Origin of the sequence: Halothermothrix orenii H 168, assembly GCF_000020485.1 — a bacterium.
In the GTDB taxonomy this organism is placed as follows: Bacteria; Bacillota; Halanaerobiia; order Halanaerobiales; family Halothermotrichaceae; genus Halothermothrix; species Halothermothrix orenii.
This window is the reverse complement of record NC_011899.1, coordinates 763,094-789,330: the sequence shown is the minus strand read 5'-3', so window position 1 is coordinate 789,330 and position 26,237 is coordinate 763,094. Positions and strand designations below refer to the sequence as shown.

General features: G+C 37.6%; 23 protein-coding genes and 2 riboswitches. Of the genes, 1 reads left to right on the top strand and 22 read right to left on the bottom strand.

What is annotated here, in order from left to right; genetic code table 11:
• The 16 genes from ylxM to HORE_RS03775 form a co-directional block, all read right to left on the bottom strand.
• Entirely contained in the window at positions 1-354 is a 354-nt protein-coding gene (gene ylxM, locus HORE_RS03850) for a YlxM family DNA-binding protein (RefSeq protein ID WP_427852648.1), read from the bottom strand.
• 115 nt (positions 355-469) lie between these two features.
• Entirely contained in the window at positions 470-1,438 is a 969-nt protein-coding gene (ftsY, locus tag HORE_RS03845; protein WP_012635672.1) for a signal recognition particle-docking protein FtsY, read from the bottom strand.
• A 16-nt stretch (positions 1,439-1,454) separates the two neighbouring features.
• The gene (locus HORE_RS03840; RefSeq protein WP_012635671.1) at positions 1,455-2,591 is read right to left on the bottom strand and encodes a hypothetical protein; all 1,137 of its coding nucleotides are present in this window, start codon (positions 2,589-2,591) and stop codon (positions 1,455-1,457) included.
• Positions 2,592-2,603: 12 nt separating this feature from the next.
• Complete coding sequence (smc, locus tag HORE_RS03835) at positions 2,604-6,161, bottom strand: chromosome segregation protein SMC (RefSeq protein ID WP_012635670.1); 3,558 nt, start codon at positions 6,159-6,161, stop codon at positions 2,604-2,606.
• A 328-nt stretch (positions 6,162-6,489) separates the two neighbouring features.
• The gene (locus HORE_RS03830; RefSeq protein ID WP_012635669.1) at positions 6,490-6,750 is read right to left on the bottom strand and encodes a stage V sporulation protein S; all 261 of its coding nucleotides are present in this window, start codon (positions 6,748-6,750) and stop codon (positions 6,490-6,492) included.
• Positions 6,751-6,869: 119 nt separating this feature from the next.
• The gene (locus HORE_RS03825) at positions 6,870-7,583 is read right to left on the bottom strand and encodes a pseudouridine synthase (RefSeq protein ID WP_012635668.1); all 714 of its coding nucleotides are present in this window, start codon (positions 7,581-7,583) and stop codon (positions 6,870-6,872) included.
• Positions 7,584-7,694: 111 nt separating this feature from the next.
• Positions 7,695-8,828: a D-alanyl-D-alanine carboxypeptidase family protein gene (locus HORE_RS03820; protein ID WP_012635667.1), complete on the bottom strand. Its 1,134-nt coding sequence runs from the start codon at positions 8,826-8,828 to the stop codon at positions 7,695-7,697.
• Positions 8,829-8,898: 70 nt separating this feature from the next.
• A complete protein-coding gene (locus HORE_RS03815; protein ID WP_167935755.1) occupies positions 8,899-9,783 on the bottom strand; it encodes a LysO family transporter in 885 nt (294 codons plus the stop codon).
• Between the two features lie 316 nt (positions 9,784-10,099).
• Positions 10,100-10,486, bottom strand: coding sequence for a GerW family sporulation protein (gene ytfJ, locus HORE_RS03810; protein ID WP_012635665.1), 387 nt, complete (start codon positions 10,484-10,486; stop codon positions 10,100-10,102).
• Entirely contained in the window at positions 10,459-11,118 is a 660-nt protein-coding gene (locus tag HORE_RS03805) for a DUF2953 domain-containing protein (protein ID WP_012635664.1), read from the bottom strand. Before HORE_RS03805 ends, ytfJ begins: the two co-directional genes overlap by 28 nt.
• 74 nt (positions 11,119-11,192) lie before the next feature.
• Complete coding sequence (scpB, locus tag HORE_RS03800; RefSeq protein ID WP_012635663.1) at positions 11,193-11,732, bottom strand: SMC-Scp complex subunit ScpB; 540 nt, start codon at positions 11,730-11,732, stop codon at positions 11,193-11,195.
• An 8-nt stretch (positions 11,733-11,740) separates the two neighbouring features.
• Positions 11,741-12,472 carry a segregation and condensation protein A gene (locus HORE_RS03795; protein WP_012635662.1) on the bottom strand — a complete coding sequence of 244 codons (732 nt, stop codon included), beginning with the start codon at positions 12,470-12,472 and terminating at the stop codon, positions 11,741-11,743.
• Positions 12,473-12,563: 91 nt separating this feature from the next.
• Positions 12,564-13,220, bottom strand: a complete 657-nt coding sequence (locus tag HORE_RS03790) for a site-2 protease family protein (RefSeq protein ID WP_012635661.1) — start codon at positions 13,218-13,220, stop codon at positions 12,564-12,566.
• 13 nt (positions 13,221-13,233) lie between these two features.
• Positions 13,234-15,831: a CBS domain-containing protein gene (locus HORE_RS03785; RefSeq protein ID WP_012635660.1), complete on the bottom strand. Its 2,598-nt coding sequence runs from the start codon at positions 15,829-15,831 to the stop codon at positions 13,234-13,236.
• A 110-nt stretch (positions 15,832-15,941) separates the two neighbouring features.
• The gene (lysA, locus tag HORE_RS03780; protein ID WP_012635659.1) at positions 15,942-17,288 is read right to left on the bottom strand and encodes a diaminopimelate decarboxylase; all 1,347 of its coding nucleotides are present in this window, start codon (positions 17,286-17,288) and stop codon (positions 15,942-15,944) included.
• A 168-nt stretch (positions 17,289-17,456) separates the two neighbouring features.
• The gene (locus HORE_RS03775) at positions 17,457-18,836 is read right to left on the bottom strand and encodes an ISLre2-like element ISHor2 family transposase (protein WP_012635658.1); all 1,380 of its coding nucleotides are present in this window, start codon (positions 18,834-18,836) and stop codon (positions 17,457-17,459) included.
• Between the two features lie 505 nt (positions 18,837-19,341).
• A riboswitch (cyclic di-GMP riboswitch) is annotated at positions 19,342-19,444 on the top strand.
• Between the two features lie 58 nt (positions 19,445-19,502).
• Positions 19,503-19,596, top strand: a riboswitch (cyclic di-GMP riboswitch).
• A 12-nt stretch (positions 19,597-19,608) separates the two neighbouring features.
• Here HORE_RS03775 and HORE_RS03770 point away from each other — a divergent pair.
• Positions 19,609-20,094, top strand: coding sequence for a hypothetical protein (locus HORE_RS03770; RefSeq protein ID WP_012635657.1), 486 nt, complete (start codon positions 19,609-19,611; stop codon positions 20,092-20,094).
• A gap of 16 nt (positions 20,095-20,110) precedes the next feature.
• On the opposite strand, the gene HORE_RS03765 is transcribed toward HORE_RS03770, so the two are convergent.
• The 6 genes from HORE_RS03765 to spoVAD all read right to left on the bottom strand — a co-directional run bounded on the left by HORE_RS03765 (position 20,111) and on the right by spoVAD (position 26,237).
• Positions 20,111-21,106, bottom strand: a complete 996-nt coding sequence (locus HORE_RS03765; protein WP_012635656.1) for an acyl-CoA dehydratase activase — start codon at positions 21,104-21,106, stop codon at positions 20,111-20,113.
• Positions 21,099-22,205: an acyl-CoA dehydratase activase-related protein gene (locus tag HORE_RS03760; protein WP_226984186.1), complete on the bottom strand. Its 1,107-nt coding sequence runs from the start codon at positions 22,203-22,205 to the stop codon at positions 21,099-21,101. Before HORE_RS03760 ends, HORE_RS03765 begins: the two co-directional genes overlap by 8 nt.
• Positions 22,177-23,169: an acyl-CoA dehydratase activase-related protein gene (locus HORE_RS03755; protein WP_012635654.1), complete on the bottom strand. Its 993-nt coding sequence runs from the start codon at positions 23,167-23,169 to the stop codon at positions 22,177-22,179. The genes HORE_RS03760 and HORE_RS03755 overlap by 29 nt, the downstream gene beginning before the upstream one ends.
• Before the next feature lie 6 nt (positions 23,170-23,175).
• Entirely contained in the window at positions 23,176-24,660 is a 1,485-nt protein-coding gene (locus tag HORE_RS03750) for a spore germination protein (protein WP_226984185.1), read from the bottom strand.
• Between the two features lie 199 nt (positions 24,661-24,859).
• The gene (spoVAE, locus tag HORE_RS03745) at positions 24,860-25,213 is read right to left on the bottom strand and encodes a stage V sporulation protein AE (protein ID WP_012635652.1); all 354 of its coding nucleotides are present in this window, start codon (positions 25,211-25,213) and stop codon (positions 24,860-24,862) included.
• Positions 25,206-26,237: a stage V sporulation protein AD gene (gene spoVAD, locus HORE_RS03740; RefSeq protein WP_012635651.1), complete on the bottom strand. Its 1,032-nt coding sequence runs from the start codon at positions 26,235-26,237 to the stop codon at positions 25,206-25,208. Before spoVAD ends, spoVAE begins: the two co-directional genes overlap by 8 nt.

The window sequence follows — 26,237 nt, the reverse complement described above, 5'->3', positions numbered from 1 at the left end:
TTAGACCTCTTTTGAAATTTTATCTATTCTGCACAGTAAATCCTTTTTAACAGTTTTATTTATATTTTTGTTATCACTGATATACCGGGAAAGACCATCGAGTTCTTTTTTTAACCTTTTATATTTGCTGACCAGTCCCAGTTTCTGTTCATAGCTTTTCAGGACCTCTTCTCCCCGGTGGATATGGTCATAGACTCCCTGCCTGCTAATATCAAGTTGTTCAGCTATCTCTCCCAGGGAAAGGTCTCGATAATAATAAAGGTATATTACCTCCTGCTGCCTATCTGTTAAAAGCTTACCATAAAAATCAAATAACATTCCCATTTCAATAACTTTTTCAAGCAAACAAATCACCAACTGTGTTAAGTATAAAAACTTTACAGATGATAGTTTACTATAATTTAATCCCGATGTCAAGGCTTTCCCGTTAAAAAAAGCCTCCATACAGGAGGCTTAAAGTTAATTAATATTAGTCGTTAAACAAGGCCTCAACAAACCTGTCCGGTTTAAAATCCTGCAGGTCTTCGGCCCTTTCACCAACTCCAATTAACTTAATGGGAATCCCCAGTTCATTCTTAACCGCGATCACTATACCACCTTTTGCTGTCCCATCCAGTTTTGTCAGGGCAATGCCATCAACCTGAACCGCTTCATTGAAAAGGCGAGCCTGGTTAATAGCATTTTGACCTGTTGTAGCATCAAGAACCAGGAGAACTTCAATATTGGCACCTTTCCCCTCACGTTCAATAACTCTCCTGACCTTTTTTAATTCTTCCATTAAATTCTTCTGGGTATGAAGCCTTCCGGCTGTATCAACTATTAAAAGATCTACTCCTCTGGCCCTGGCAGATTGAATAGCATCAAAGGCAACGGCAGCAGCATCAGCTCCTTCAGCCTGGGCAATGGTTTTAACACCTATTCTATCACCCCAGGTCTTTAACTGATCTATAGCTGCGGCCCTGAAAGTATCCCCGGCTGCCAGCATAACTTTCTTTCCTTCATTTTTAAATCTCTGTGCTATTTTAGCAATGGTAGTAGTCTTTCCAGCTCCATTAACACCAACAACCATTAAAATATTTAAACCATCCTCAAGCTCAAGCCCGTTATCATCAGATTCCAGTATTTGCCTGAGCTCTTCGTTGAAAATGTCAATCAATTGCTCAGGTTCAGTTATCTTCTTCTCCTCAGTTATTTCTTCAAGTTCTTCGACCAGTTTCATGGTAGTTTTAACCCCGACATCGGATTGAATCAATATCTCTTCCAGGTCTTCAAATAACTCATCATCAATTTTTCCTCTTGAAGTAAAAAGTCCAGTAACTTTCTGAATAAACCCTGACCTGGTTTTATCGAGACCTCCCTTAAGACGTGAAAATAATCCTTCTTTTTCATCATTATTTTCTGTTTTTGCTTCTTTGTTTTTTTTGAACATATTTAACATCCACTCAACTACCCCCTTACTTAATTATAATACTGGTACAAAGGTCAGTAAATTCCTTGGCAATTTCATACCTCCGTTTCCGGAGCCTGATTTCTGCTTCAGGAGTATCAGCCTGGTAGAAATTCTGATCCAGGTCTTCAAATTCATCAGCCAGCTTACTCAATTTATGGCTAAAGGTAACAACAGATAACCCTTTGATTTCACCTTTTTCATTATGTCCTATTGCAATAATTGGCCTACCCCATGTTCCCGGTCCGGCCATAATATCACTCATATGCATGATACCTGTTCCTCCAGGGTGAGTATGAACAATAACTGCATTCCGGGGGATAATTTTAGTGTATGCTTCTCTTAAAGAAATATCACTAATATCCTTATAACTTGATGCCAGCAGTCGGGAAGGAACATATCCCATACCACCGACAATTATATCACCTGCCTGGGTAACATGTCCCTGTTTATCAACAACACCAACAGAAGCAATTTCCCTTCCCTGTTCCACCTTGACTGATTCTTCAACCAGCCGATTGACAAATTCTCTATCTATACTCTTAACCTGATATGAAGGTAAACTCCATGATCTATCACCATTTTGAGGAACAAGACCAGTTTTCCCCGCTTTATTAACAACAGGAAGTTCATCAGAAATATCAACATATTTTAACCTCAACCTGGTCGACTTTCTCATTACCTTTCTTTCTTCTTCCATATTTCTGGCTGTCAGTGAATCTAATTGAATTCGTTCAGATATAGTTGCCAGGTTAAAAAAACTGCTTTCAGGATATAATATCCCTACCCCGACGGCTTTTTTATTCTTAATACCAATTTTGATGACGGGAAGGTTAAATATATTTATTCCACCTGTACTTATTATAATACCACTTTTTCCAGGTGATGTTGAAATCAAAACAGAGTTATCAGGTAACTGGTTAATTAATTCAAGCAAAGGCCCATTACTATGACCAACCACAGTACGTAAAAGCTTCCGGAATGGAAGTCCAGATACCCCACCATCTACAATTTTCCCACAACCGGTTATAAACCCATTGTTATCAACAAAACCAATTGTGCCTACAGAACGGCCCTGTCCCAGTTGATTACCTCTCTCAAGTAAATTATTTACTATATCCCGGGAAATACCCTTTACTTTCATAAAGTCAACCCCTTAAATAATTTGTTCACTGAGTTTAAGTGAAATTAATTTTGATACCCCTGATTCCTCCATTGTTACCCCGTATATGGTCTCAGCTTCAGCCATCATATTCTTACGATGGGTTACAATCAAAAACTGAGCAAACCGGGAATATTCTTTAATATACCGGGCAAATCTGGTTACATTGGCATCATCCAGGGGAGCATCAATTTCATCAAGTATATAAAAAGGACTGGGGTTTACTTTTAAGAAAGCAAATACCAGGGCAATAGCCGTTAATGCCCTCTCCCCACCTGACATCAAAGAGAGTTTCTTCAGCTGCTTACCCGGGGGTTGGGCCACAATTTCAACACCTGTTTCCAGAAGGTTTTCAGGTTCAGTCAATTTCAAACTGGCCTGCCCACCATTAAATAACTCTTTAAAAGTATTGTTAAACTCCCCATTTACCTTGAGAAAAGCCTCGTGGAAGAGACTGGACATGGTCTCTTCAATTTCCTGTATGACTTTTGTAATTGATTCTTTAGCTTTAAGAAGATCATCATGCTGATTCTGTAAATAATCCAGCCTGTCAACCAGGTCATTATACTCCTCAATGGCTCCCTGATTAACAGTTCCCAGTTTTTTTATCGCATTTTTGAGTTCTTTTACCTTTTGTCCGGCCCGTGAGTAGTTAGTGATTTTGATTCTGTCATCAAAACCATCTTCCGGTTTAACATCATAATCATTTTCAAGGATTTCTACAATTCTTTCATTCCTGTTTTCCAACCTTGTTATCTTTAATTCAATTTGATGTTTTTCATCCTTCTTTTTATCTAACCTGGTTTGTAAATCACTTACTTCTCTCTGTAACATATCTATTCTTTGCTGTTTTTCTTCAACTTCTTTTTCAGTAAGGTTAAGATCATTTTTTAGTTTTTCAATTTCCCCACTTAATTTTACTTTTAATTCATTTAACTGACCTTCTTTATTATTTATACCCTTTATTTCAGAGAGAATTTTATTATATCGCTCTTTGAACTCCTCATTCTTTTCTGCCAGCTCAATAAGTTCTTTATTACTTTTCTCCTCTTCCTTACGCAGGCTCTCTCTTTTTTCATTAAGCTGGGCAAGGTTAATTTTTAACCTGGTTATCTCATCATTTATATTTTCATGCCTTGCTTCGAGTTCCTCAACCCGTTTTTCTTTATTTTCAATTTCATTTTTTTCAAGGCTAAAATCATCGTTTAAAGCCTTCAATTTATCTTCAAGTTTCTGCTTTGCGGCATCATTTTTGCCAAGTCGATCATGACAATCAACAAACTCTTCATCTATTTCTTCCAGTCTTTCACTAAGTTTTGTCTTTTCCTGTTCCAGTCTTATTAGATCTTTATGATAATTATTTTTTTCTATTTCAAGGTCACGGATATCATTTTTAATTACTTCTTTTTTATTCAAAACCTCTTTAAGTTTGTTTTCAAGCTGGTTTAAGTTTTTAGAATCCTCACCGAGAGAATTTTGTAATTTTAATACTTCTTTTTTCAAATCCTCTATTTTTCTACTCCTGCTTAAAAGCATCTTTTTATTACTATTCTTACTACCACCTGTAATTGCCCCCCCGGAATTAATAACATCACCCTCAAGGGTTACGATCTTAAATCCCCTTTTTCTAAGCCTGGCTATTTCAATTGCAGACTTCAGATCGGTGGATATTATCGTCCGGCCAAGAAGGTACTCAATTACCGGCTTAAGGTAATCCTCACAGTCTACAAAAGATGAAGCAATACCCAGAAAACCATCGACCTTCTTTACCTGATTGTTTTTAAAATTAACCTTTCGCCCGTTGACCATATTTACAGGAAGGAATGTTGCCTGTCCACCTTTTGTTTCTTTTAAATAATCAACACATTCCCGGGCTGACTTATCATCTTTTACTATTATATTCTGGAGCCTTCCACCGAGGGCTGTTTCAATCGCAAGTTCATATTTCTTGTCAACTTCTATCTGGTCAGCGACAACTCCAATAATACCCGTAAGCTTTGACCTGGCTTTAAGTATATTCTTAACACCACGATAATACCCTTCCAGGGAATCCTCCATCTCGTGTAAAATACTTAAGTGGGAGTTTTTCTCGTTTAATTTATTTCTGGTCCTGTTAAACCTCTTTTTAGCCTCTTCCAGTCTGGCCTGTAAATTCAATTCTTCCTCTTTAAGGTCTGTTAAAACAGACCTCTTTTCTTCTATCTTGTTATCAACTGATTTTAGATAGGTTCTCAGTTTATCCTCTCTCTCATTAAGGGCATCATACTCACTGCTGATTTTATCCCGTGTTGTTTTTATCCTTTTGATTTCTTCTTCCAGGTGCCTGCCCCGTTCTTTAAGTTGTTCAAACTGGGATGAAATATCCTTTAATTCTACATTTCCATCCAGGATATTATTCCTGAGAAAAAACAAATCCTGTTTTTCCCGGTCAAGGTTCTCTTTGATTTCATCCAGCAAAACTTTTTTAGATTCATAATTTTGATTATAATTATCTATTTTTTCCTTGAGTTCTATTAACCTGGAACCAATTTCATCCAGTCTCCCGGTTAATTCCTCTCTCCTGAGATTTAAATCTTTTATTTCCTGATTCAAATTCTCTTTCTCCCTGGACAGCCCCTGGCGCCTTTCTTCTAAAATACACAGGGTATTTTCAGCCTCTTCCCGTTTAGACTTCTGCCTGTAGTATCTATCCCTCAGTCTGGATAATTCATCTTTTTTTACTTTCAGAGTCCTTTGCAAAGACTCAAGTTTTTCCTGACTTTCAGTCAAATTATTTGTTAAGGATTTTAATTTATGGATAAGTAGTTGTTCATCTTCTTCAAAAGAAGATAGCCTGTCCAGATTTTTATCCCATTTATCTAAAAGCAAATTAACTTCAAGAACTTTTAACTCTTCTTTTAACCTTCTGTACTTCTTGGCCTTTTGAGCTGCCTTTTCCAGTGGCCCAACCTGTTTTTCAAGTTCCCAGATTAAATCCTCTATCCTTTGAAGATCATGGTTTGTTTTCTCCAGACGCTTTTCAGCATCCATTTTACGGGACTTATATTTACTGATCCCGGCCGCTTCTTCAAATAGCTCCCTTAACTTCTCCGGTCTACTGTTAATTATAGAATCAATCTTCCCCTGACCTACTATAGAATATGTATCCTTACCCAGACCGGTATCCATCAATAAATTCTCAATATCTTTGAGACGACATATCTTTCCATTGAGGTAATAATCACTCTGCCCATCCATATTTACTTTTCTACTGATTTTAACCGTACTTACATCCAGGGGCAGTATTTTATCCTGGTTATCAAGATAAAGGGTAACACTTGCCTTGTTTAAAGCTTTATAATCTTTACTACCGGCAAAAATGACATCAGCCATCCTGCTACCTCTCAGGGTTTTGGCACTCTGCTCTCCCAGAACCCACCTTATGGCATCTACAATATTACTTTTCCCACTACCATTAGGCCCCACAATGGCAGTTATGGGAGATTCAAAATTAATGGTTATTGGTTTTGCAAATGACTTAAAACCTTTTAGTTCCAGTTTTTTTAAAAACATACTATTCACACCTCATTAAAGACTTTAAACTAATAAAAAATATTTATTAAGTAAACATAATAAGTCATCGTCCGGTAATGATTAGAAAAATCAAATATGAAAAGCCCTGAATAACTTAAAATAAATGCAATCAATAAAACCATTACACGGGCAACAACTCTTTTATTTTACCAACCATGGCTAAAAAAAACAAGAGAAAAACCTACCCATACGGATAGGTTTAAAACTCAAAAAATCTAACTTTTAAATATAAAATATTTTCATTAAAATCTGTATAAAAACTATAGGAAAAAATTATGTAAGTAAGGAAAACAGGAATATAATAGCTTTACCTGGGTTCAACCAAAAACTTGATTGCAGTCCTTTCTTCACCATCGATTTCAATCTCAGTAAAGGCAGGTATCATTATAAGGTCCATTCCATTTGGAGCCACATAACCACGACAAATAGCTATAGCCTTGACTGCCTGATTAATGGCACCGGCTCCAATGGCCTGAATTTCTGCCTTCCTCTTTTCCCTGAGAATCGCTGCCAGTGCACCAGCAACAGACTTGGGATTAGAATTTGAAGATACTTTTAGTACTTCCATTGTATGGATTCCTCCTTATAATTTTTAATTATTACTTTAAAATATTACTTTATTTACTAAAATTATGTAGGGCTATTTTATTTATTCGTCATTTATTAAAAAATTCCTTCATTTTAATTTTATTCTTTTATGTTCTTTAAGGCTTTAACTTCTTTTTCAGTGAGAAATCTGTACTGTCCGGTTTTAAGCCCTTTGAGATTGAGGGGACCAAAGGCAATTCTTTTTAAGTTAACTACAGGAAATCCAATTTTATCACACATTCTTCTTACCTGCCTGTTTCTACCCTCATGGATGGTCAGGTTAAAAATTGTGTTCTTCTCTTTCCTTTTTACTGCCGACACCCGGGCCGGAGCAGTAAGACCATCTTTTAATTTGACCCCTGTCTCCAGTTTCTTCAAAACTTCATCAGAAGGAAAACCTTTGACCTCAACCCGATATGTTTTTTCAACCATATGGGAAGGATGAGTTAAAACATATGTTAACTCACCATCATTTGTCAGTATCAATAACCCACTGGTATCATAATCAAGCCTGCCCACCGGGTAAATACGCTGGGAAACACCTTTAATCAGCCCGGTAACAGTTTTTCTCCCATGGGGATCAGATACTGAAGTAATATAACCGACCGGTTTATTTAAAAGTATATATACATACTTTTCCTTGCTTATAACCCTACCATCTACCTCAACAATATCCTTATCGGGATCTATCTTGGTACCAAGTTCAGTTACAATTTTTCCATTAACTTTTACTCTCCCCTGAGTAATTATTTTTTCGGACTTACGACGGGAAGCTACCCCAGCATGGGCCATGTATTTTTGTAGTCTTTCCATAATATGTATTTGCACCTCTATTATTTATTATATCTCTATTTAATGTTAACTTCAAGATGGCCAGGCCTGACCTGTTTGGACTATATAAGACTAACCTGTAGTGTACCCGTTTCAATTATCCCGGGAACTAATTTTATGCCAGAATCTCAAAAAAATAGAGTTAAAATTCAGGTCATTACCAGAAATCACATCTGCTTTTCCAATAATCCGTTGCCCACTGTATAGAATGAGTTCACCAACTACATCACCCTTATTAATGGGCAGAGTAATATCAGGGTTAAGAACTATTTCTTTTTTAATTTTTATACTTCCCCCTTCAGGCACAACAATATCCAGATCTTCCCCGGTAACCAGCTTGAAAGTTTTCTCCCGTGACCTGGTCCACTCCAGGGTCCGTAAAACCTGCCCTTTTTTTATATATCTTATTTTTTTAAAATTATTAAGGCCATAGTCAAGCAGTTTTCTAATTTCCACCCAGTCATTGGGACAGTTTAAGACAACAGCTACAACATGTCGGTTATCCCGCTTTGCAGAAGCTACCAGACAACGACCGGCAGCCCTGGTATAACCGGTTTTACCTCCAGTAATATCAGGGTATTTCCAGAGAAGTTTATTATGATTTCTAAGGCCCCGGTCCCATTCTTTACCTGGCCAGGAGATAGTTTTATATTTTGTTGACGTAATCCGGGCAAAAATATCATTCTTTAACGCATACCTCATAATCATGGCCAGGTCATGGGCAGTTGAATAATGCCCGGACTGAGGTAGACCACTGGGATTTAAAAAATTGCTATTGGTGGCCCCTATTTCTTTAGCCCGTTTATTCATCAGTTCAGAAAATTTTTTTACAGAACCTGATATATGTTCAGCAACGGCAACTGCAGCATCATTACCTGAAGCCAGCATAACCCCGTACAATAGATCTTCTAAGGGTAATTTCTCACCTTCCTGTAACCATATCGAAGAACCTTCCTGATAGGCTGCCCGTCGACTTACGGTTACCATTTCATTTAGTTCTCCCTCTTCAATAGCAATTATTGTTGTCAGGATTTTAGTTGTACTGGCAGGTGGCAATTTATGATTCATTCGGTGATTGTATAAAACCTGACCTGTGTCCACATCAACTACGGCAGCAGCGGCAGCATCAACCCTGGGTAATGAACTGGCCTTTACATAATTGGTGTTATAAATATTAACAGACAATAAAACCAGTAGTAATAACAAAACTCCTGTTTTTTTTAACATACTCCCACCCATTCCCGGTTACTATTTAAAATTATATGCACCGGAGATGGGTTTTATTATCATGGTTAAACTAAAGGAATAATGGAACCAGCAGTGGTACCAGTAGTGAAAGAATAAGCCCGTTAACAAAGGCTGGAATTACAAATATTTCACCAGCAGTCTTTTTTATAAAAGGCAAGGTCACATCCATTGTCGTTGCTCCACCAGGTGCCAGACTGCTCATCCGGCCACACAATCTGACAACAAAAGGCAATAAAATTATTGACAGAAGTTCCCTGAATATATTTGTTATAAAAGCCAGGGACCCCAGTTCAATACTATGTATTTTAGTTATTAAAACTCCCGATAAACTATACCATCCAAAACCGGCCCCGACTCCAGCTGCTTCATGAGAAGGCATGTTTAATATAAAACCGGCCACAACTGTTCCTGAAATACTGCCAATGGCCACCAGTATTGGTATTATACATAGTTGCCAGCCATGATATTTCAATTCCCTGATTACATTTTTATTATTACCGATTTCAAATCCAATACAGAATAATAATAATTTCAGGGCAAAGCCTGTTAATTTCTCCATGGTAACCAGGTAATCTGTCGGAATTAATAAATACCCCAGCAACATACCGGTAACAACTGTGAGTAATATTACCAGGGAAAAAATATAACCGGCCTGTTCTGAACTATCATTATTGTCATTAACCGGTTCCAGATTATTAGACAATTTATAGGCACCAAACCTTACCATAATAACACTACCGATAATACCGGACATAGCTAGAATCAGAGCTTTTATACCAATAACCCCCAGTTTACTTATAATATCTTCATTTGCCCCCATTTTGGTACCCATCGCAAGCAGTAATAAAAAAAGGCTTATATTGGATAACTTTCCGATTACATTATAAACCCATTCCTTAAATATTCCTGAATAACTCAGTATAAATCCTGTCATGAAAAATACGATTATTGATATAACTCCCACCCTGTAACCTCCTACTCCTGAATGATGTGATTAATTATAGCATAATATATATATTTATACAATAAATTCTCTATCATTATCTGAAAAAAAATAAATTTCAGTTCCCCGGACATGAAAGAGAACTGAAATTCAGTTATATTGATCCCGATACATTTCTATCAGTATCAATATATTTTTATCAATATATCAAAATCATGGTATAAGATTTTCTTCCCTGAAATATAAAGTTTTTTCGAAATCAAGGGGTTATCAGGACCATCTTCATTCTAATACTTTCAATATAATACTACTGATTCTTTTTCTCCATTATTTTCTGAATCTGTTGCATGATTTCAGGGGCAACATTGATTAATCTCTCGGCAACAGCATTATTGGTAACCGGTAATAACCGGACCTGTTCTTTACTGACAACAAGAAAGGCCATTGGATTTAAGGTTATACCGGCCCCACTGCCACCGGCAAATGGTTTGACCTGTCCCTCATTTTTTCTATCATTATTATCTTTAAGTTCACCACCACCTGCTGCAAAACCAAAACTAACCCTGGATATGGGTATAATAACACTCCCGTCAGGTGTTTCAACTGCATCTCCGACTATGGTATTCACATCAACCATGCTCTTTATATTACTCATCGCCGTATCCATTAATTTTTCAATCGGATGTTCTGACATTTAGCTGTTCCCCCTTTAAACTTGTACACAACGACTTTTAGTGTTGCAAGTATAATATTACCTAATTTAACTGAAAATATACACCGCAGGCGGGTCTTAAAGGTTCTTTTATTGAAGACAGGATTTACCTTAATCTGTATTCCACTAAATTTATTCATTCGGGAACCAAGACTGGATACAATTACACCTTTAATAGACCATATTATTCCGGTTAAAATTCCAGTATGTGCCGCATTACCTGTTCCAAATTCTGTCTTCCAGCAAAATTCATATAAATTTATTTTTAAATTTTCTATAAAAACCCTGATAATTTCTTTCTTTTTAAAAACATTTTTAAACATCTTCTTTAAATCATTAATCCCCCCGTTAATCTCTCTTTCCATTTTCTCTTCCCCTCTTTTTGACATAAGGTCTGTCAGGTAGGTATCTATGTCAGCAAAAATTTTCACAAGTGGTTTAAATAAATTAAATTGCATATAAGGTATTACAACTCTGAGACCAAAGGGTTTTACCAACAAAAATACTGTTAAATAAAATTCATCATTTTTACCGTCTCTAATATAATTTAATTTAATATTTAGAGGAACAAGTAAAAATAAAAATAGTAGGGGAATTAATAAAAGAAATAGCATAGAAATTTCACCCCGCTAACTAATCTTATTAATTCCCCTACTTTCAGAAATATATACCATATATTCGCTTTTTACTATTGACCCTGATTTTCATTTATCTCCTCATAAAACTGCTCTAAATCAGGAAGTTGTGAGAGGTCTTTTATATCAAGATATTGTAAAAATTTTTCCGTGGTCCCATAAACAATGGGATTACCGGTTGTTTCTTTTCTCCCCAGTTCCCTGATAAGTCCATACTTCCCCAGGGTCAAAAGGGTCTTTTCAGCTTTAACCCCCCTGATTTCTTCTATTTCAGCCCTGGTAATTGGTTGTTTATATGCAATGATAGCCAGAGTCTCCAGAGCAGCCTGGCTTAAGCGAATGGAACCCGGTTTATTATGTAAGCTTTTTATATATGAAGAAAACTCTGGTTTAGTAACAAAAAAGTACCTGTCATTATACTCCTTAACCTGGATTCCGTGGGACTTTTTATCAAATTCTCTGGTAAGAATTTTTAAATATTTCCTGACTTCACTTTCTGACATATCTGCAGCCCGGGCTATCTCTCCCGGGGAGACCGGTTCCGGTGATGTAAACAATAATGCCTCCAGCTTTGCCAGATTTCCAACATCCATAATACCACCTACCCTGCTTTTGACCTTAGATTTATATCAGAGAATAATTTTTCCTGCTTTATTTCTATTTTCCTTAACTTGGTTAGCTCCAGAATACTGAGAAATGTAACCACAATTTCCATTTTACTTGGATTACCACTTACCAACTGGGAAAAGGTTAATCCCTGATCTGGATTCTGGTTAAATAATTCAAGAATTTGGTCCATTTTATCCTGTATCTTTATTTCCTCTGATTCTATTTTTTTAAGGTTCCTGTCACCTTCAAAAACCTCAACCCCGTCAGTAGAGGACATAGCTTTTTTAAAGGCTTCTACCAGCTCAGATATATCTATATCAATCTCATAATTTACCTCATTATCAACATATTTATCGAGATTAACCGGTTTTGAATATATTTGCCCGGCAGCCTTTTCATACTCCCTGAATAGTTCGGTAACTTTTTTAAATACATGATAATCCTTTAACCTCTGAACGATGGTCTTGCCTTTCTCCTCTTCTGTAGAATCTTCCTCACTGTCAGGAAGAAGGCTTTTTACCTTTAACTCTATTAATTCTGAAGCTATAACCATAAATTCACTGGCCATCTCCAGGTTGAAGTCACGGTAGTGTTCTATGTATTCCAGATACTGTTCGGTAATCCGGGCCAGAGATATCTCACTGATTTCAATTTTATTTTTTTTTACAAGCTGATAAAGCAATTCCAGAGGACCCTGAAATTTGTCCAGCTGAACTTCGTACATATGTTATACCCCCAAAGCTTTTTCCATCAAGGTAAAAATATATATTAATTTATCAATTTTGTGGCCGAAAAAAACAATCATAGGCCCCGAATTAAAAATATAATAAATTAAAAATAAGATTTACAATGGGTATAAGGATTATCCTCAATATACCCAGATAGGCCAGAGCAAATATAATTACCATGCCCAGGGGTCCTTCGAGCTGTAAAAGGAACCTGTCAAAAGAAGGAGGGGTAAAACCTCTCAGGATTTTCGAGCCATCAAGGGGGGGAATGGGTATTAAATTAAAAACAGCCAGACTTAAATTTACTACCCCGGCCAGGATTATAAAATCTATTAAGGTTGCAGTTATTTCATTAACATTACCACTTAAGGTATAATATAAACCTGTTTTATGTATAGTAATTCCAGCTATACTTAAAAAAACTTTAAAAAATAGAGCGAATAACACAGCCAGAAATATATTTGCAAAAGGGCCGGCCAGCCCCACCAGCATCAAACCCTTCCTCGGATTTTTATAATATCTGGGGTTAACCGGGACAGGTTTAGCCCAGCCAAACCTCCTGGTTAGAATTAAGACAAGACTACCCACCAAATCCAGATGAGCCAGGGGATTCAACGTTAAACGTCCCATTAACTTAGGTGTAGGGTCTCCTAACAGGTATGATACCCTGCCATGCGAATATTCATGGATAGATAAAGATAGCAAAATAACCGGGATTAACAATACAATTTCTTCTAAATTCATAATCTGTTTTACCTCACTTTAGTTTATCACCAATAATTTTTCTGGCAAATCTAAGTTCTTCCTCTCTTGTTTTTAAGCCATTATCCACTTTAGCCTCCCAGACCTTATCTAGAACTTCCTTAATGACAGGTCCGGGTTTTAAACCAAGTTCAATTAAATCATGTCCATTTATTTTTAAATCAACCTTTGAGAGATAATTAATATATTTGTATACCTGTTTCCTTTCTTTACCTTCAGTATATATCAACAAGAGTAATATCTGTTCCAGAGTGAAACCCTCAAGAAGTTTCTTGAGTTTTAAGGGAGTAGAATTAGTTCTCAATTTATCTATAATAGTATCAATAACAGAAGGAAAGGTTAAAATTTCCCTTTCACCACGGTTCAATCCCCAGTTTGCCAGTTTTTTTTCTTCAACTCCATCAAGCAGGACTACCATTCGTATCAACCATTCTTTTATATTATAATTCTTTTGTCTGAAATAATCAAGAATACATTCGGCACGCTTAATTATAGAAAACTTGCTTTCATCAACCCGGGGATCTAAATCCAGTAAGTGAAATATCGGAAACTGTTTAAGTAATCCTGTTATCCTCCTATCCATTTTTTTACTAAACAGAAGGCTAAATTCTTTAATAATTCTGGGCTTCGATATTCTCTTAAAATTACCAAATTTGAGTGCTTCCTTCATTAATAAATTTGTCTTATCCTGAAAGCTAAAACCGAGCCTCAAAGCCAGTCTTAGCCCCCTTATAATTCTGGTAGGATCATCCAGGAAACTGAATCGATGGAGCACCCGTAATTTTTTGTGTTCAATATCATGTATTCCCCCGAAGAAATCAATCAATGTCCCCCAGTTTTGACTATCAACACCAATGGCAAGGGCATTCACTGTAAAGTCCCGCCGGAACAGATCCTCAACAATTTCTCCTGTTTCCACTTCTGGAAGGGCTCCGGGACTGGTATAAACCTCACTCCTGGCCACTGCAAAGTCAAGATTATACCCGCTGTTGAGTCTTATCCTGCCTGTTTTAAATTTATCATTATAAGTATAATTTTCCTCGAATGTCCTGGAGAGAGCTCTTAAATAATACTTTATATTTCCTTCAACCATAAAGTCCAGATCATTATTTTCTAAACCAAGAATTAGATCTCTAACCATCCCCCCAACAAGGTATACCCTGACATCATGTTTATCGGCCTCTCTCCTGATAACATTTAATAGTGAATATACTTCTCCAGGCAACCTTTTTAATACTCGCCTGAAATCATATTTTTCTTCTTTTATTTTAACCAGAGTACTGCCATATCTATTGAGGTGTTGGTGGGGGGTTTTCATACCATAGTATGACGACAGAATATCACTCCGGGTCACAATCCCCACTAATTTACCATCTTCTATAACCGGTAACCTTCCAATATCATATTTAACCATTAACTTCTGAGCATAACGAATAGTTTCATCAACATCAATAGTTATAACATCAGTGGACATATAACCCTTTACAGGACTATGTAATAAATCATGTTCTTTAACCTTATTCAGGTCACGTTTTGAAAAAACTCCAACAATCTCCCCATTTTCACAAACAACAATACCGGTATGTCCATATTTATCAAGTATTTTTTCAACTTCTCCAATCCTGGTATCAGGGTTAACTGTTCTAACAGGACTGGACATTATATCCCTGACCTTTCCTGGAGGTCTTACAGTTTCTTTTATCGCCCGGATAACCTCCCTTTTTGCCTTTTCAAGGGATGTGTGCAGCTGAACTGCCCCTGCCCCCTGATGACCACCTCCACCCAGGGATTCACAAATCTGGCCGACATTTACAACCTCGTCACTGCTGCGACCGACAACCTCAACTTTATTACCCATTTTAACAATAATAAATAATGAGGGCAGCCGATAAACAGCTTTAATTTTTGAAACAATCCTGTTTAGTCCCATAACATAGTTATCACATTCCAACCAGAATAGGGTAATTTTTATCCCATTTATATCGATATCTTTTTTGTTTTCTATAAGTAAATCCATTACCTCCTGTTGCTGTTCAGTCAGGGATTCCTCTAGAAATTCATTTATTACTTTTAAATTAGCACCATTATCAAGTAAAAAAGCCAGGGCCCTGGCATCACTTGAAGTTGTATTCCGATATGTAAGCTTTCCCGTATCAGCATAAATAGCCAGGGCACAAATAGTAGCCTCAAGTGGATTTAAACTTATTCCATTTTCAATAATTTCTTCAACCAGAATTGTTGTGGCCGAACCAACTTTACTGCTTTTATCCCTGTTAACCCAGTTCAGGCATTCATGGGGATGATGATCATACAAAATTACTTCTACCCTATCCCAGTCTAACCTGTTCCTGAGGGAGCCAATTTTATCAAGGTTATGGGTATCAACTAAAATAACCCTGGTAACCCTGGAAAAATCAATATCCCTGGCCTGATATATTTTTATTTCATCTTTATAAAGGGCCATAAAGTCCCTGACCATTCTGTGTAATCTCCCGGGGAAAACTGGTCTAGCCTGAGGGTACAGCTTTCTGGCAGCAACCATTGCCCCCAGACCATCCAGGTCTGTAAGCTCATGGGTTATAATTATATCCAATCTGATCGCCTCCACCATTATTATACCATACTTTAAATCCCCGATTATGTATATTTATTCATAAAAAACATAAAAAAACCACCGGTAAAAACCGGTGGTCCGATAAATTTCTAGCCATGGGAAACAACTTTTTTTAGTTTTATTTTTCGCAATCGAGCCGGGACTATATCATTTTTTATCAGATCCTCATAGGATTCTCGCTTAATTATCAGGTCTGCATTCCCATCATTGACAAGAACCACTGCCGGTCTCCTTAATCCATTATAGTTACTTGACATGGCATAAGTGTAGGCCCCTGTACAGGGAATTGCTATAATGTCTCCTTCCCTGGCTTCCGGCATTTTAATATCATGAATAAGAATATCACCTGATTCACAGCATTTACCGGCAATGGAAACAATCTCTTCCCGTTCATCATCGGCCCGGTTGGCTAAAATAGCATCATATTCTGCCCCATAAAGGGCTGGTCTAATATTATCGGTCATACCTCCATCTACAGCGAGGTATTTCCGGATAAAGGGTATCTCCTTTACCGTCCCTACCGTATATAAAGTAGTTCCGGCTGTACCGATTATAGATCTGCCGGGTTCGTTAATAATTACCGGGAGTGGATAATCAAATTCATGACTTTTTTCTCTGACTTTCTCTGAAACCAGTCTGGCATATTCATCAATACCGGGATCAGGTTCATCCTCAGTATATGGTATACCCAGACCTCCTCCCAGATCCAGTTCTTTTAAGATATACCCGGTTTTATCCCTGACATTATTCATAAATTCAAACATAACATCTATAGTCCTGCTAAAGGAAGTTAAATTAAAAATCTGTGAACCAATGTGAACATGAACTCCCGTCAGTTCTATATTATCCATTCTTATTATCTCTTCAATTGCTTTTAAAGCCTGATCCCGGTAAACACTTACTCCAAACTTTGAATCTATCTGACCGGTCTGGATAAATTCATGGGTATGGGCCTCAATTCCCGGGGTAACCCGTAAAATGGCCTTGATACTTTTCTCCAGTCTACCGGCCACTTTATTAATATATCTGGCTTCTTTTAAATTATCCAGCATAAAACGTCCTATACCGGCCTCAACTGCCATTTTAATTTCAGCATTTGACTTATTATTACCATGGAAAAAGATTTTTTCAGGTGGAAATCCTGCTTTGAGGGCAATATATAACTCACCCCCTGAAACTACATCTAACCCCAGTCCTTCTTCTTCAATAATATAACATAAAGCCTGGTTTAAAAAAGCCTTACTGGCATAGACTGTCCTGGAGTTGGGGTAATATTTATTAAAGGCTTTTACATATTCACGGGCCTTTTTACGGATCTCCCACTCATCAAAAACAAGGAGGGGAGTCCCATATTTTTCAACAAGGTCTACTGTACTAATACCTCCGATATGAAGTACCCCTGAATTACTAATTTCCATGGTTCCATACAACCTCAACCTACTCAGCTCCCTTCTCTAATAAATACCATATAAGTTACCTGACTGAATTAATTTTTACCAGCATAACATATTTATATTCAAAAGTCAAACCGTATATTTATTCGAGTACGTGTCAAGAAAAGGTAGGAAGAATATTTCACCTCAAACAACCCATAAATATTTATTCTAAATAGTTGCCAGTCCTCTTATTGCTTTTACCCAATCTTTACCGCTATCTGGACCATTTATTGCAGGTATTTTTGCCTGTAACCACTTACTCCAATCCCTGTCCACTTTCTTAAACATATATTTTATTTTCCTTACCGGGTTTTTTATTGTGTAATACTGATCTCCAAGTCTTTCTTTTAATTCCTTGTTATGTTTTAACATTAAAATTCTAGCCATTGCCTCAGCACCTTTTTTGCTCCAATTCATTCCCTGGTTCTTCATCCTGCGAGCCACATTCTTATCCACATAGCCCTCAGCTGCTCCCATCCCATGTAATTCTTTATTCCTTAATTCTGTTGGTATTCGATATCTGTAATCTAATAAGTGCTCTTCATACTTTTTAAAATGCTTTATTATTTTCCTCCTCTTTTCTCGGTTTTCAGCTGTTTCTCCCATACATATTAACGATTCCAATGTGTCCAGAAATACCTGCTTTCTTCCTTCTGCTAATACCCTGCATAAATCATCTGCAACTTCTCTTCCAAAGTATAATCCTATATCTCTTTTTATATGATACCTATCCAGTTGTACTATTATATTTTCAAAGTATTCCTTACTGGTCTTTTGTATCCAGCTGGCACCGTCCCCGTTTAATACTACTAAAGTGTTTTCAAGATTATATTTTTTGCTTATTTGATGGATTAATTCTTCATAAAAGTCATCTGCTTTTCCATAGACTCCTGCTACTATTTGTGGCTCCTTCAATCTCTTCCGTTTTTTTGCTGGACTAGTGTATTCCCAGCCCTCATGGATTAATCCCAGTTTGATTTCCAGCTTCTTTCCTCCTTCTTCCTGACTACCAACCATTATCCCGTCAGCTTCAATGAATAGTAGTGGTATTTCTTTTTCCTCTCCTTTTAAAATCTTACCTCCAGTGAATACTTCCTCTTTTTCATGTTTGAGTCTCTCTGACTCCCTTTTTCCAAAATCCCTGACTTCATTAAAGATAGTTGTATGGCTTAAATGGGGAAAACCGGCTTCAGCCAGTACTTCCTCCACTTGCCTGTAGCTCATCTTACTTGCCAGTATTACCAGCAGTTTTAGGTATTCTCCACTTACTCTTTTTTTCTTTTTTAACCCCAGTTTTTTGTCCAGTAAAATGACGCTTTTTCCTGTTTTTTGGTCTTTATATAGTCGCCTTCTAAGCTTGATGTTTCCAACTTTAGTCGATATCGTTCTTTCTAAAAATCTTACTACTTCTAAATTTTTATCTTTATTTTTAAATAGCTCTTCTTCAAGCTTTTCTATTACCTTCTCCATTATCTGCCTTGCAAGTTCCAGTGCTGCCTTCTCCAAGGTATTGATATCTGTTATGTTTTGTAGTAAAATATTTACCATAGAGACCTCAACTCCTTTGGTCGGGTTTGTTTGAGGTCTCTATTTCTTTATCTATACCTTGTTTTCCTTCTTTTCCTACTTAAATTTTACACGTTCATTTATTCGATATTTAATCTTTAAATAAAGTATATAATACACCGTAAATCAATAAAAATCTGTAATAAAAAAATTACAATCCTAAACCCCCCTACTTAAAATATATTAAATTCCCTTTACATTGTGAAAATAACAATCATAAACATCTGTATACGGTCAGATAAATCAATATTAAATAAAGTTAATTATAAACTCACTGTATTTCATACTATTTAGTACTAACCTAACTTTCATAGAAATTGAAAGCCGGTGAAACGAAATTTAGATGTCCAGTCATTATAGTACAAAAATCAATTATGAAAGTTTATAACATTTATTTATAAAATTTATAAGACTTAAGAAGGATTTTAACCTCTTACCTTGAATTTAATAAATAGATATATAAAAAGGAAATATATATAGTTTCCTAGACCGATAAAGGCAAACCTGTCGAAAGGCAGGGACGCAAAACCACGGGCCTGTAGCCTTATATAAAAAAAACTTATATAAGGTATGGCAGCCGGGTTACCGAAGGTAGGAGATAGTGGAAAAACCTGCCGGGTCTGGGCAGGTTTTTTCTATTCCTTCTACCTCCGGAAATGGTAAACCCATCGAAAGGTGGGGACACAAAGTCACGGGCCTGTAGCCGGTTATTTTTAACCGGTATGGCAGCCGGACTGCCGAAGGAGGTGTCATTATGAAGAGAAGGACAGCTCTTACTCTCATGGTAGCTGTATCTCTTTTACTAATCATTACGGTCTCAATCCAGGCAGGTGGAAAATCTGGACAAGTAGTCAGGGTAACATCAACAGTTAAAGCCTATCAGGAATTAACTGAAATTAGACCGGTTTCTGTTAACCTTGAGCAGGTCAAAGCACAACTTAAAAACGGCAACCCGGTTATCATCAATAATGTTGGACAAACCAGAATAACAAGTAATGTAAACTGGAATCTAAACTTAAGTATTGTAGAAAAGTCAGGATATGATGTCTATGTAAAACCATCGGGAATATCTTCTTTCAGCAGTCAATGGATTAAGGTAAATTCTAATGACAACCTGCTTAAAGGACACAGAGGCTCTTACCTGGTAAGCTGGGATGTAATGATTGTGCCAGTAGCAAATCATTACCCGCACACCAATCAATTGCTACTTCAGATATCTCTTTCACCTGTGACAACTTGACCACGTAATACTTTGATTAAGAGGGGTTTAAATTAACTTCCTCTTTTTTTTTGTCTTCTGTCATATCCCACTTTAAACACTTAGAACCCCATCTGGCAATAGTTTTTCCATCCTGATTAATATTTACTATTTCACACCTGTTGGGACAACCCTTACATTCAAAGCTTGTAGTCTTAAATTTAAACTCTGTAACCTCAAAACCCTTAAAAGAGGTTTCTTTTTTACGGGAACGAACTTCTTCCATTGCCAGTAACGCAGCACCAATAGCACCCATAACCCCATTATGTTCCGGTACATATATCTCTGTATGTAGCTCTTTTTCAAAAGCCTTTTTAATTCCAATGTTTGCAGCAACCCCTCCCTGGAATACAACGGGGGGTTTTATGTCCTTCCCCTTGGCCACATTGTTCAAATAATTTCTAACCATGGCTTCACACAATCCGGCTACTATTTCTGGCAGGTCATGACCAAGTTGTTGTTTATGTATCATATCTGATTCCGCAAATACAGAACACCTTCCAGCAATCCGCACCGGACTTCTGGCTTTTAAGGCTAACCGGCTAAATTCACCTATCGAAATGCCGAGTCTGGCGGCCTGTTGATCGAGAAAAGAACCGGTACCGGCTGCGCAAACCGTATTCATGGCAAAATCCACTGCAATACCATCTTTAAGTATTATTATTTTAGAGTCCTGGCCCCCTATTTCCAGAACAGTTCTGGCATCAGGGACAAGATGGGTAGCAGCCACAGCATGGGCAGTTATTTCATTTTTAATTACATCAGCTCCCAGCATTACACCGGCCAGTTTTCTCCCACTTCCAGTAGTTCCAACACCAGCAACTTTAATACTACCATAATTCTCTTTTAATTTTTTTAAACCCCTTTTTATGACCTCGATTGGTTGTCCTTTTGTTCTTAAATAGATTTTCTCAATTAAATTACCAAAGGGATCTATTAAAGCCATATCAGTACTGACAGAACCTACATCTACCCCCAGGTAATACTTACCCATGTTGTAACACTCCTTTATTATTCTTTTTCCGCTCAATGAGGTCAATAAAAGCCTCCAGTCTTGTTTTAAATCCAGCATCACCGGTATGTTCATCAAGAAATAAAGACATAACAGAAATCTTTTCTTTTTTACTGACTACCGGTAAAATGGTCTGGGCTACTACTTCAGGCATACAGGTAAAAGGAGCAACCTGGACAACCCCATCATATCCTGCCCTGGCAAATCTGACAGTATTCCCAACCGTATCCAGGCCATGTCCTCCTACAAAATTTTTTAAATAAGGTCTGGCAGCATCCTCTATTTTTTGACGTTCACTGCTGAACCCGACAAAATCAATAACCCAGTTTCTAATAGTTATCTCCCTCTCAACTACTGCACCCAGAGATCCCAGTTTTTTTTCAATCTCGAGATTGGTAAAGGGCTCGATAACAACATATATCTCACCAACAATTCCTATTTTAATCTCCATCCCCCGCTTATACTCGCCAACGGCATCTTCAATCATGGTTCTGTATTTGTTTTCAGTTTTGACAATACTGTCAATTGACATGGTTTCATCAATCTTATCTAAAAAATCCTGATACAGTCTGTCTATATCTCCGGGATTTTTCTCACGGGCCCTGTTTTTTAAGACCATATTCTGGATGTTATCAACTGCTTTAAGTTTTACCCAGGCCAGTTTTCCAGCCCTGTATATTTTTCCAATATTAATTTTACCAAATAATTTCCTTAAACTCTTAAGGCCCTGAAAAATATCAGGTTCAAGTACAATCATATTGAAGTCATAGCCTAAATCCTTTAATATTTCCCTCTGAACTTCACCATAATAACCAAACCGACAGGGACCACACCCCCCGCCCATAACAACTGTATCAGCCCCTTTTTCAAAGGATTCAATAAAATTACCCATATTTATTTTCAGGGGTAAACAGGCAAATTCAGGACTGTATTTTACTCCCAGGTCCAGGGTCTTTTTGGAATTACCCGGGGGAACAACAACTTCTATACCCATTTCCTGGAAAAAAGTTTTTGCAATAATATTTAAATTACCCATATGGGGGAAGGTAATCTTACCCATTTTTTCCTTTCTTCCTTTCAATTAAGTCTATAAAGGCTTCAATTCTTGTTAACAAACCTGCTTCACCACTGTGTTCATCAACATTTAAATTTAATAAAGACACGTTTTTATTATTTTTTCCTTTTAAATTAACCAGTTCTTTGACAAGAGAATCAGGGCCACATCCAAAGGCGGTTATTTGAATTATTCCATCGATGTCTTTTTCATAGTTAAATAATAAATGGTAGGCAGCCCCCATTATATGGCGATTAAACAACCAGAAAAGCTTTTTGGACTGTAGTTCAGCTGCTCTTTCCAGATCATTATTACTAATCATTTCCGGGGTAATAACTTCAACCCCCATTTTTTGTAAATTATTTATAAGTCCAAGACTGAGCTGATTATCATGAATAATATAGGAATGACCCAGGACCCCGACTCTAATACCCCTGTCCTTTTTCGATTTATTTTTATCTATTTTTTGACCATTAATTATTTTCCTGCTCTCATCGGGAGTATAACCCTGCTCCATTAGCTTTATATATTTACGGTATTTATTAAGGGCTGTCCAGAAGGCCCGTTCAGTTTTCCAGTAATTTGTTTTTAACCTTGTTCCAATATAATGGGAAACTTTCCTGAGTGAGAAAATCCCCCTTTTGAGATCAATAACAGGTTCAAGGACAGGTGGAAGATTATCAAGGGTAGCCCTTACCATATCAGGCAACCCCATAAATTTGGGACACACCTTGTTCTTATCACCAAGGGCTATTAAGCGGGGGATAAACAAAAAATCAACTCTATCTTTAATATCAAGAACATGACCATAATAAATTTTAAAAGGAAGGCAGAGGTCATCAACTGCCAGTTTTACTCCCCTATTTAAAATTTCTTTATTGGTAGGTTTGGATAAAACAATTTCAAAACCCAGTCTATTAAAAAACTCTTCCCAGGCCGGGTAATAATAATGATATAAAAGAGCCCGGGGAACACCAATCTTACTTCCCATTTTTCATCACTCCCTGTTTCTTTCCTTATCATCTTCTTTTACAGTTCTATCTTTGTCCTGGGTCTTTAAGGCTTCAGGTCTAATATGGGATAAATCCATAACTGTCTGACGGACAAGATATGACTTCAAAGCCTGATAATCAAATGGAATGATGGGCCACATATAATAAACACCGAAGCTTTTGGTAAATACCATCCATAGTAAAACTACAACAAGGCTGATAATAAAACCCCAGATCCCTCCAAAAATTGCTGCCAGCAAAAATACAAACCTGCAGAGTTTCAGGACTAGAGCCAGTTCATACCCCGGAATGGCAAAATTACTGATCGCCGATATGGCCATATACAGGATAACCTCCGGGGAAAATAAACCAACCTTGACAGCAAAGTCTCCTAAAAGCAGGGCACCAATTAAACTCAGTGATGTTGCTAAAGTACTCGGTGTCTGGATCGATGCAATCCTGATTAAATCAATTCCCAGACTCGCCAGAATAAACTGCAATCCAAGGCCGATTGTACTCTCCTGCCTGACCCCGATAAATTCAAGAAAGTCAGGCAAAATTTCCTTATTGGTAGCCATAAGTAACCATACAGCCGGCAAAAAAACTGATATAAAAATAGCCATTGTTCTTATAAGGGACAGATAGGTCCCGATTACCGGTCCTTTCCTGTACACTTCCAGGGTTTGAATATGGGATAAGAAAGGGGCCGGTAAAACCAGGGCAGTCGGTGAATTATCCACAATAATAGCAAGATGTCCTTCCAGGAGATGGGCAGCAACATTATCCGGCCTTTCAGTATACCTTACCAGGGGTAGAGGATTTATGGTTCCTCCCGTTATTATTTCTTCAATTGATTTATCCCCCAGTGGTAATCCATCAATATCAACGTTTTTCAGCTTTTCTCTAACCCTGTCAACCAGGTCTTTATTTATAATATCTTTTATATAAAGTAGGGCTACATCATTTTTTGATCTTTTCCCTACCTGGAGTACTTCAGCTCTGAAATTAGCGTCCCTGATTCTCCTTCTAACAGCATTAACATTAAATAACAATGTCTCTACAAATCCATCAGCTGGACCCCTGGTTGCCTTTTCGAGTTCAGGTTCGTCAGGGGAACGGCTTAACCAGGTTCTCCCGTCAATAACTATAGCTTCATCGACCCCGTCAATTAATAATACCTGGGGCCCGGCCAGTACTTCCTGGACAATCTTATCAAGGGTCTTTACCGTACTAACCTCATAGTAGGGAAGGCGTCTTTTTAATATTTTTTTTATGACATCTACTGATATATCCTCACGACTGGTCTCCATCATATAGAGAATGGGTAAAATAAGATCATCTTTTATAAAACCATCAATAAAAATTAAAGCAGCTTCCTTATCCCCTATTTCAAATTCCCGGGTCAGGACATCAAAACTCTCATCGGCTCCAAGTTCATTCTTAAGTGTTTTTAAATTATCTTCCAGCTTTTTGCTAAGCGGTTTATCCACTTCATCACTTCCCTGTTCCATCCTTTTTAGTTGAGGAAATTTGAAAATTACGGATGTCGTTGATCCTGTGACTTGAACAGGCTCAATGGATTAGCCTGACCTTATGTTAATAATTGAAGGCCAGTGAAACAGAAGTTGTCAACCAGTGTTACGATAAGACAAATCAATTGTGATAGAACCTTAATATGAAAAATCTTAATTAAACTCTGGGATTAAACAGGCTTGCAATAAAAAAAGCAATTATTACAGAAGCACTGACACCGGCACTGGCCATTTTAAAAACCCCTTTAAAAAGACCAAGGAGACCATCTTTTTGAGCCTCCATCAAAACCCCCTTGGTTAAAACATAACCAAAATTGGAAACGGGAACAGTTATCCCGGCTCCGGCAAACTTAATCAATTTATCATACCATCCCAGTCCAGTAAAGATAGATCCTAGAATTACCAGCCCAACCAATAGATGAGCTGGCGTATATTTAGTGTTATCAAGGAAAATCTGCCCCAGGGCACATATTAAACCACCTACAAAAAATGCTGTCAAATAGTTACCCATTATTGTTTTCACCACCTGGAATTTTTTCTATGACAACCGCATGGGCAACACTAGGAATCGATTCCCCCTGTTTTACGGTTAGAGAACTGAGCAAAGCCCCGGTCCCGATAATTATAATTCTATTTATATCAGCATTTATAATTTTAGGTATAATTACACTTCCTACAACTACTGCTGAAGCAGCACAACCACTCCCACCGGAACCATACTTTTTCTCATCAGTTAATAGCATTGCCCCACAGTCCTGAAGCTTTTCACCTAAATTTATATTTTTTTCTACAAGCAGGGAATCAAGAATTTTTCTCCCCGTTCTCCCCAGGTCACCTGTCAAAATAAGGTCATAATCCTGAGGACCCCTGTTCAGATCTTTAAAGTGCTGTATCAGGGTGTCAGCCGCTGCTGGCGCCATGGCCCCACCCATATCATTGGCATCCTTTTGTCCCAGATCCATTACTTTTCCAAAAGTCGCATGGGTAATCCAGGTAGATCCGCCGACCCGCCCCAGGATGTATGACCCGGCCCCGGTTACCGTCCATTGCTTATATGGTGGATACTGAACCCCATACTCCAGGGGATTCCTGTACTGACGCTCGGCTGTCTGGTAGTGACTGGAACAGTATCCCAGAACACAATCTGCGTAACTGCCATCAATTAAAGCCGCACCCAGGCCCAGGGCCTGAACCATGGTAGAACAGGCTCCATATAAACCCAGATAGGGAACATCATAATCCCGGGCCACAAAATTGGCGGTAATCAACTGGTTTAAGAGGTCACCACCGAGAATAATATCAATATCAGATGTGGTCAGATTTGCTTTCTGCAGGGCCAGATTAACCGAATCTGACACCATCTTTTTTTCACCCTTCTCCCAGGTCTTCTCTCCACATTTAGCATCTTCATATGTCAAATCAAAGTTTTTACCCAGTGGGCCTTTTTTTTCTTCTGGCCCCACCACAGATCCATGGCTTATGATATGTGGAGGGTTTTGAAAGGTAAGGGTCTGTCCATTGAACTTTTGAGCCAT

Excerpts from the sequence above, each read along its gene's own strand:
- ftsY (WP_012635672.1), bottom strand. The coding sequence starts at position 1,438 with ATGTTAAATATGTTCAAAAAAAACAAAGAAGCAAAAACAGAAAATAAT.
- HORE_RS03840 (WP_012635671.1), bottom strand. The coding sequence starts at position 2,591 with ATGAAAGTAAAGGGTATTTCCCGGGATATAGTAAATAATTTACTTGAG.
- smc (WP_012635670.1), bottom strand. The coding sequence starts at position 6,161 with ATGTTTTTAAAAAAACTGGAACTAAAAGGTTTTAAGTCATTTGCAAAA.
- HORE_RS03830 (WP_012635669.1), bottom strand. The coding sequence starts at position 6,750 with ATGGAAGTACTAAAAGTATCTTCAAATTCTAATCCCAAGTCTGTTGCT.
- HORE_RS03825 (WP_012635668.1), bottom strand. The coding sequence starts at position 7,583 with ATGGAAAGACTACAAAAATACATGGCCCATGCTGGGGTAGCTTCCCGT.
- HORE_RS03820 (WP_012635667.1), bottom strand. The coding sequence starts at position 8,828 with ATGTTAAAAAAAACAGGAGTTTTGTTATTACTACTGGTTTTATTGTCT.
- HORE_RS03815 (WP_167935755.1), bottom strand. The coding sequence starts at position 9,783 with ATGACAGGATTTATACTGAGTTATTCAGGAATATTTAAGGAATGGGTT.
- ytfJ (WP_012635665.1), bottom strand. The coding sequence starts at position 10,486 with ATGTCAGAACATCCGATTGAAAAATTAATGGATACGGCGATGAGTAAT.
- HORE_RS03805 (WP_012635664.1), bottom strand. The coding sequence starts at position 11,118 with ATGCTATTTCTTTTATTAATTCCCCTACTATTTTTATTTTTACTTGTT.
- scpB (WP_012635663.1), bottom strand. The coding sequence starts at position 11,732 with ATGGATGTTGGAAATCTGGCAAAGCTGGAGGCATTATTGTTTACATCA.
- HORE_RS03795 (WP_012635662.1), bottom strand. The coding sequence starts at position 12,472 with ATGTACGAAGTTCAGCTGGACAAATTTCAGGGTCCTCTGGAATTGCTT.
- HORE_RS03790 (WP_012635661.1), bottom strand. The coding sequence starts at position 13,220 with ATGAATTTAGAAGAAATTGTATTGTTAATCCCGGTTATTTTGCTATCT.
- HORE_RS03775 (WP_012635658.1), bottom strand. The coding sequence starts at position 18,836 with ATGGTAAATATTTTACTACAAAACATAACAGATATCAATACCTTGGAG.
- HORE_RS03770 (WP_012635657.1), top strand. The coding sequence starts at position 19,609 with ATGAAGAGAAGGACAGCTCTTACTCTCATGGTAGCTGTATCTCTTTTA.
- HORE_RS03765 (WP_012635656.1), bottom strand. The coding sequence starts at position 21,106 with ATGGGTAAGTATTACCTGGGGGTAGATGTAGGTTCTGTCAGTACTGAT.
- HORE_RS03755 (WP_012635654.1), bottom strand. The coding sequence starts at position 23,169 with ATGGGAAGTAAGATTGGTGTTCCCCGGGCTCTTTTATATCATTATTAT.
- spoVAE (WP_012635652.1), bottom strand. The coding sequence starts at position 25,213 with ATGGGTAACTATTTGACAGCATTTTTTGTAGGTGGTTTAATATGTGCC.
- spoVAD (WP_012635651.1), bottom strand. The coding sequence starts at position 26,237 with ATGGCTCAAAAGTTCAATGGACAGACCCTTACCTTTCAAAACCCTCCA.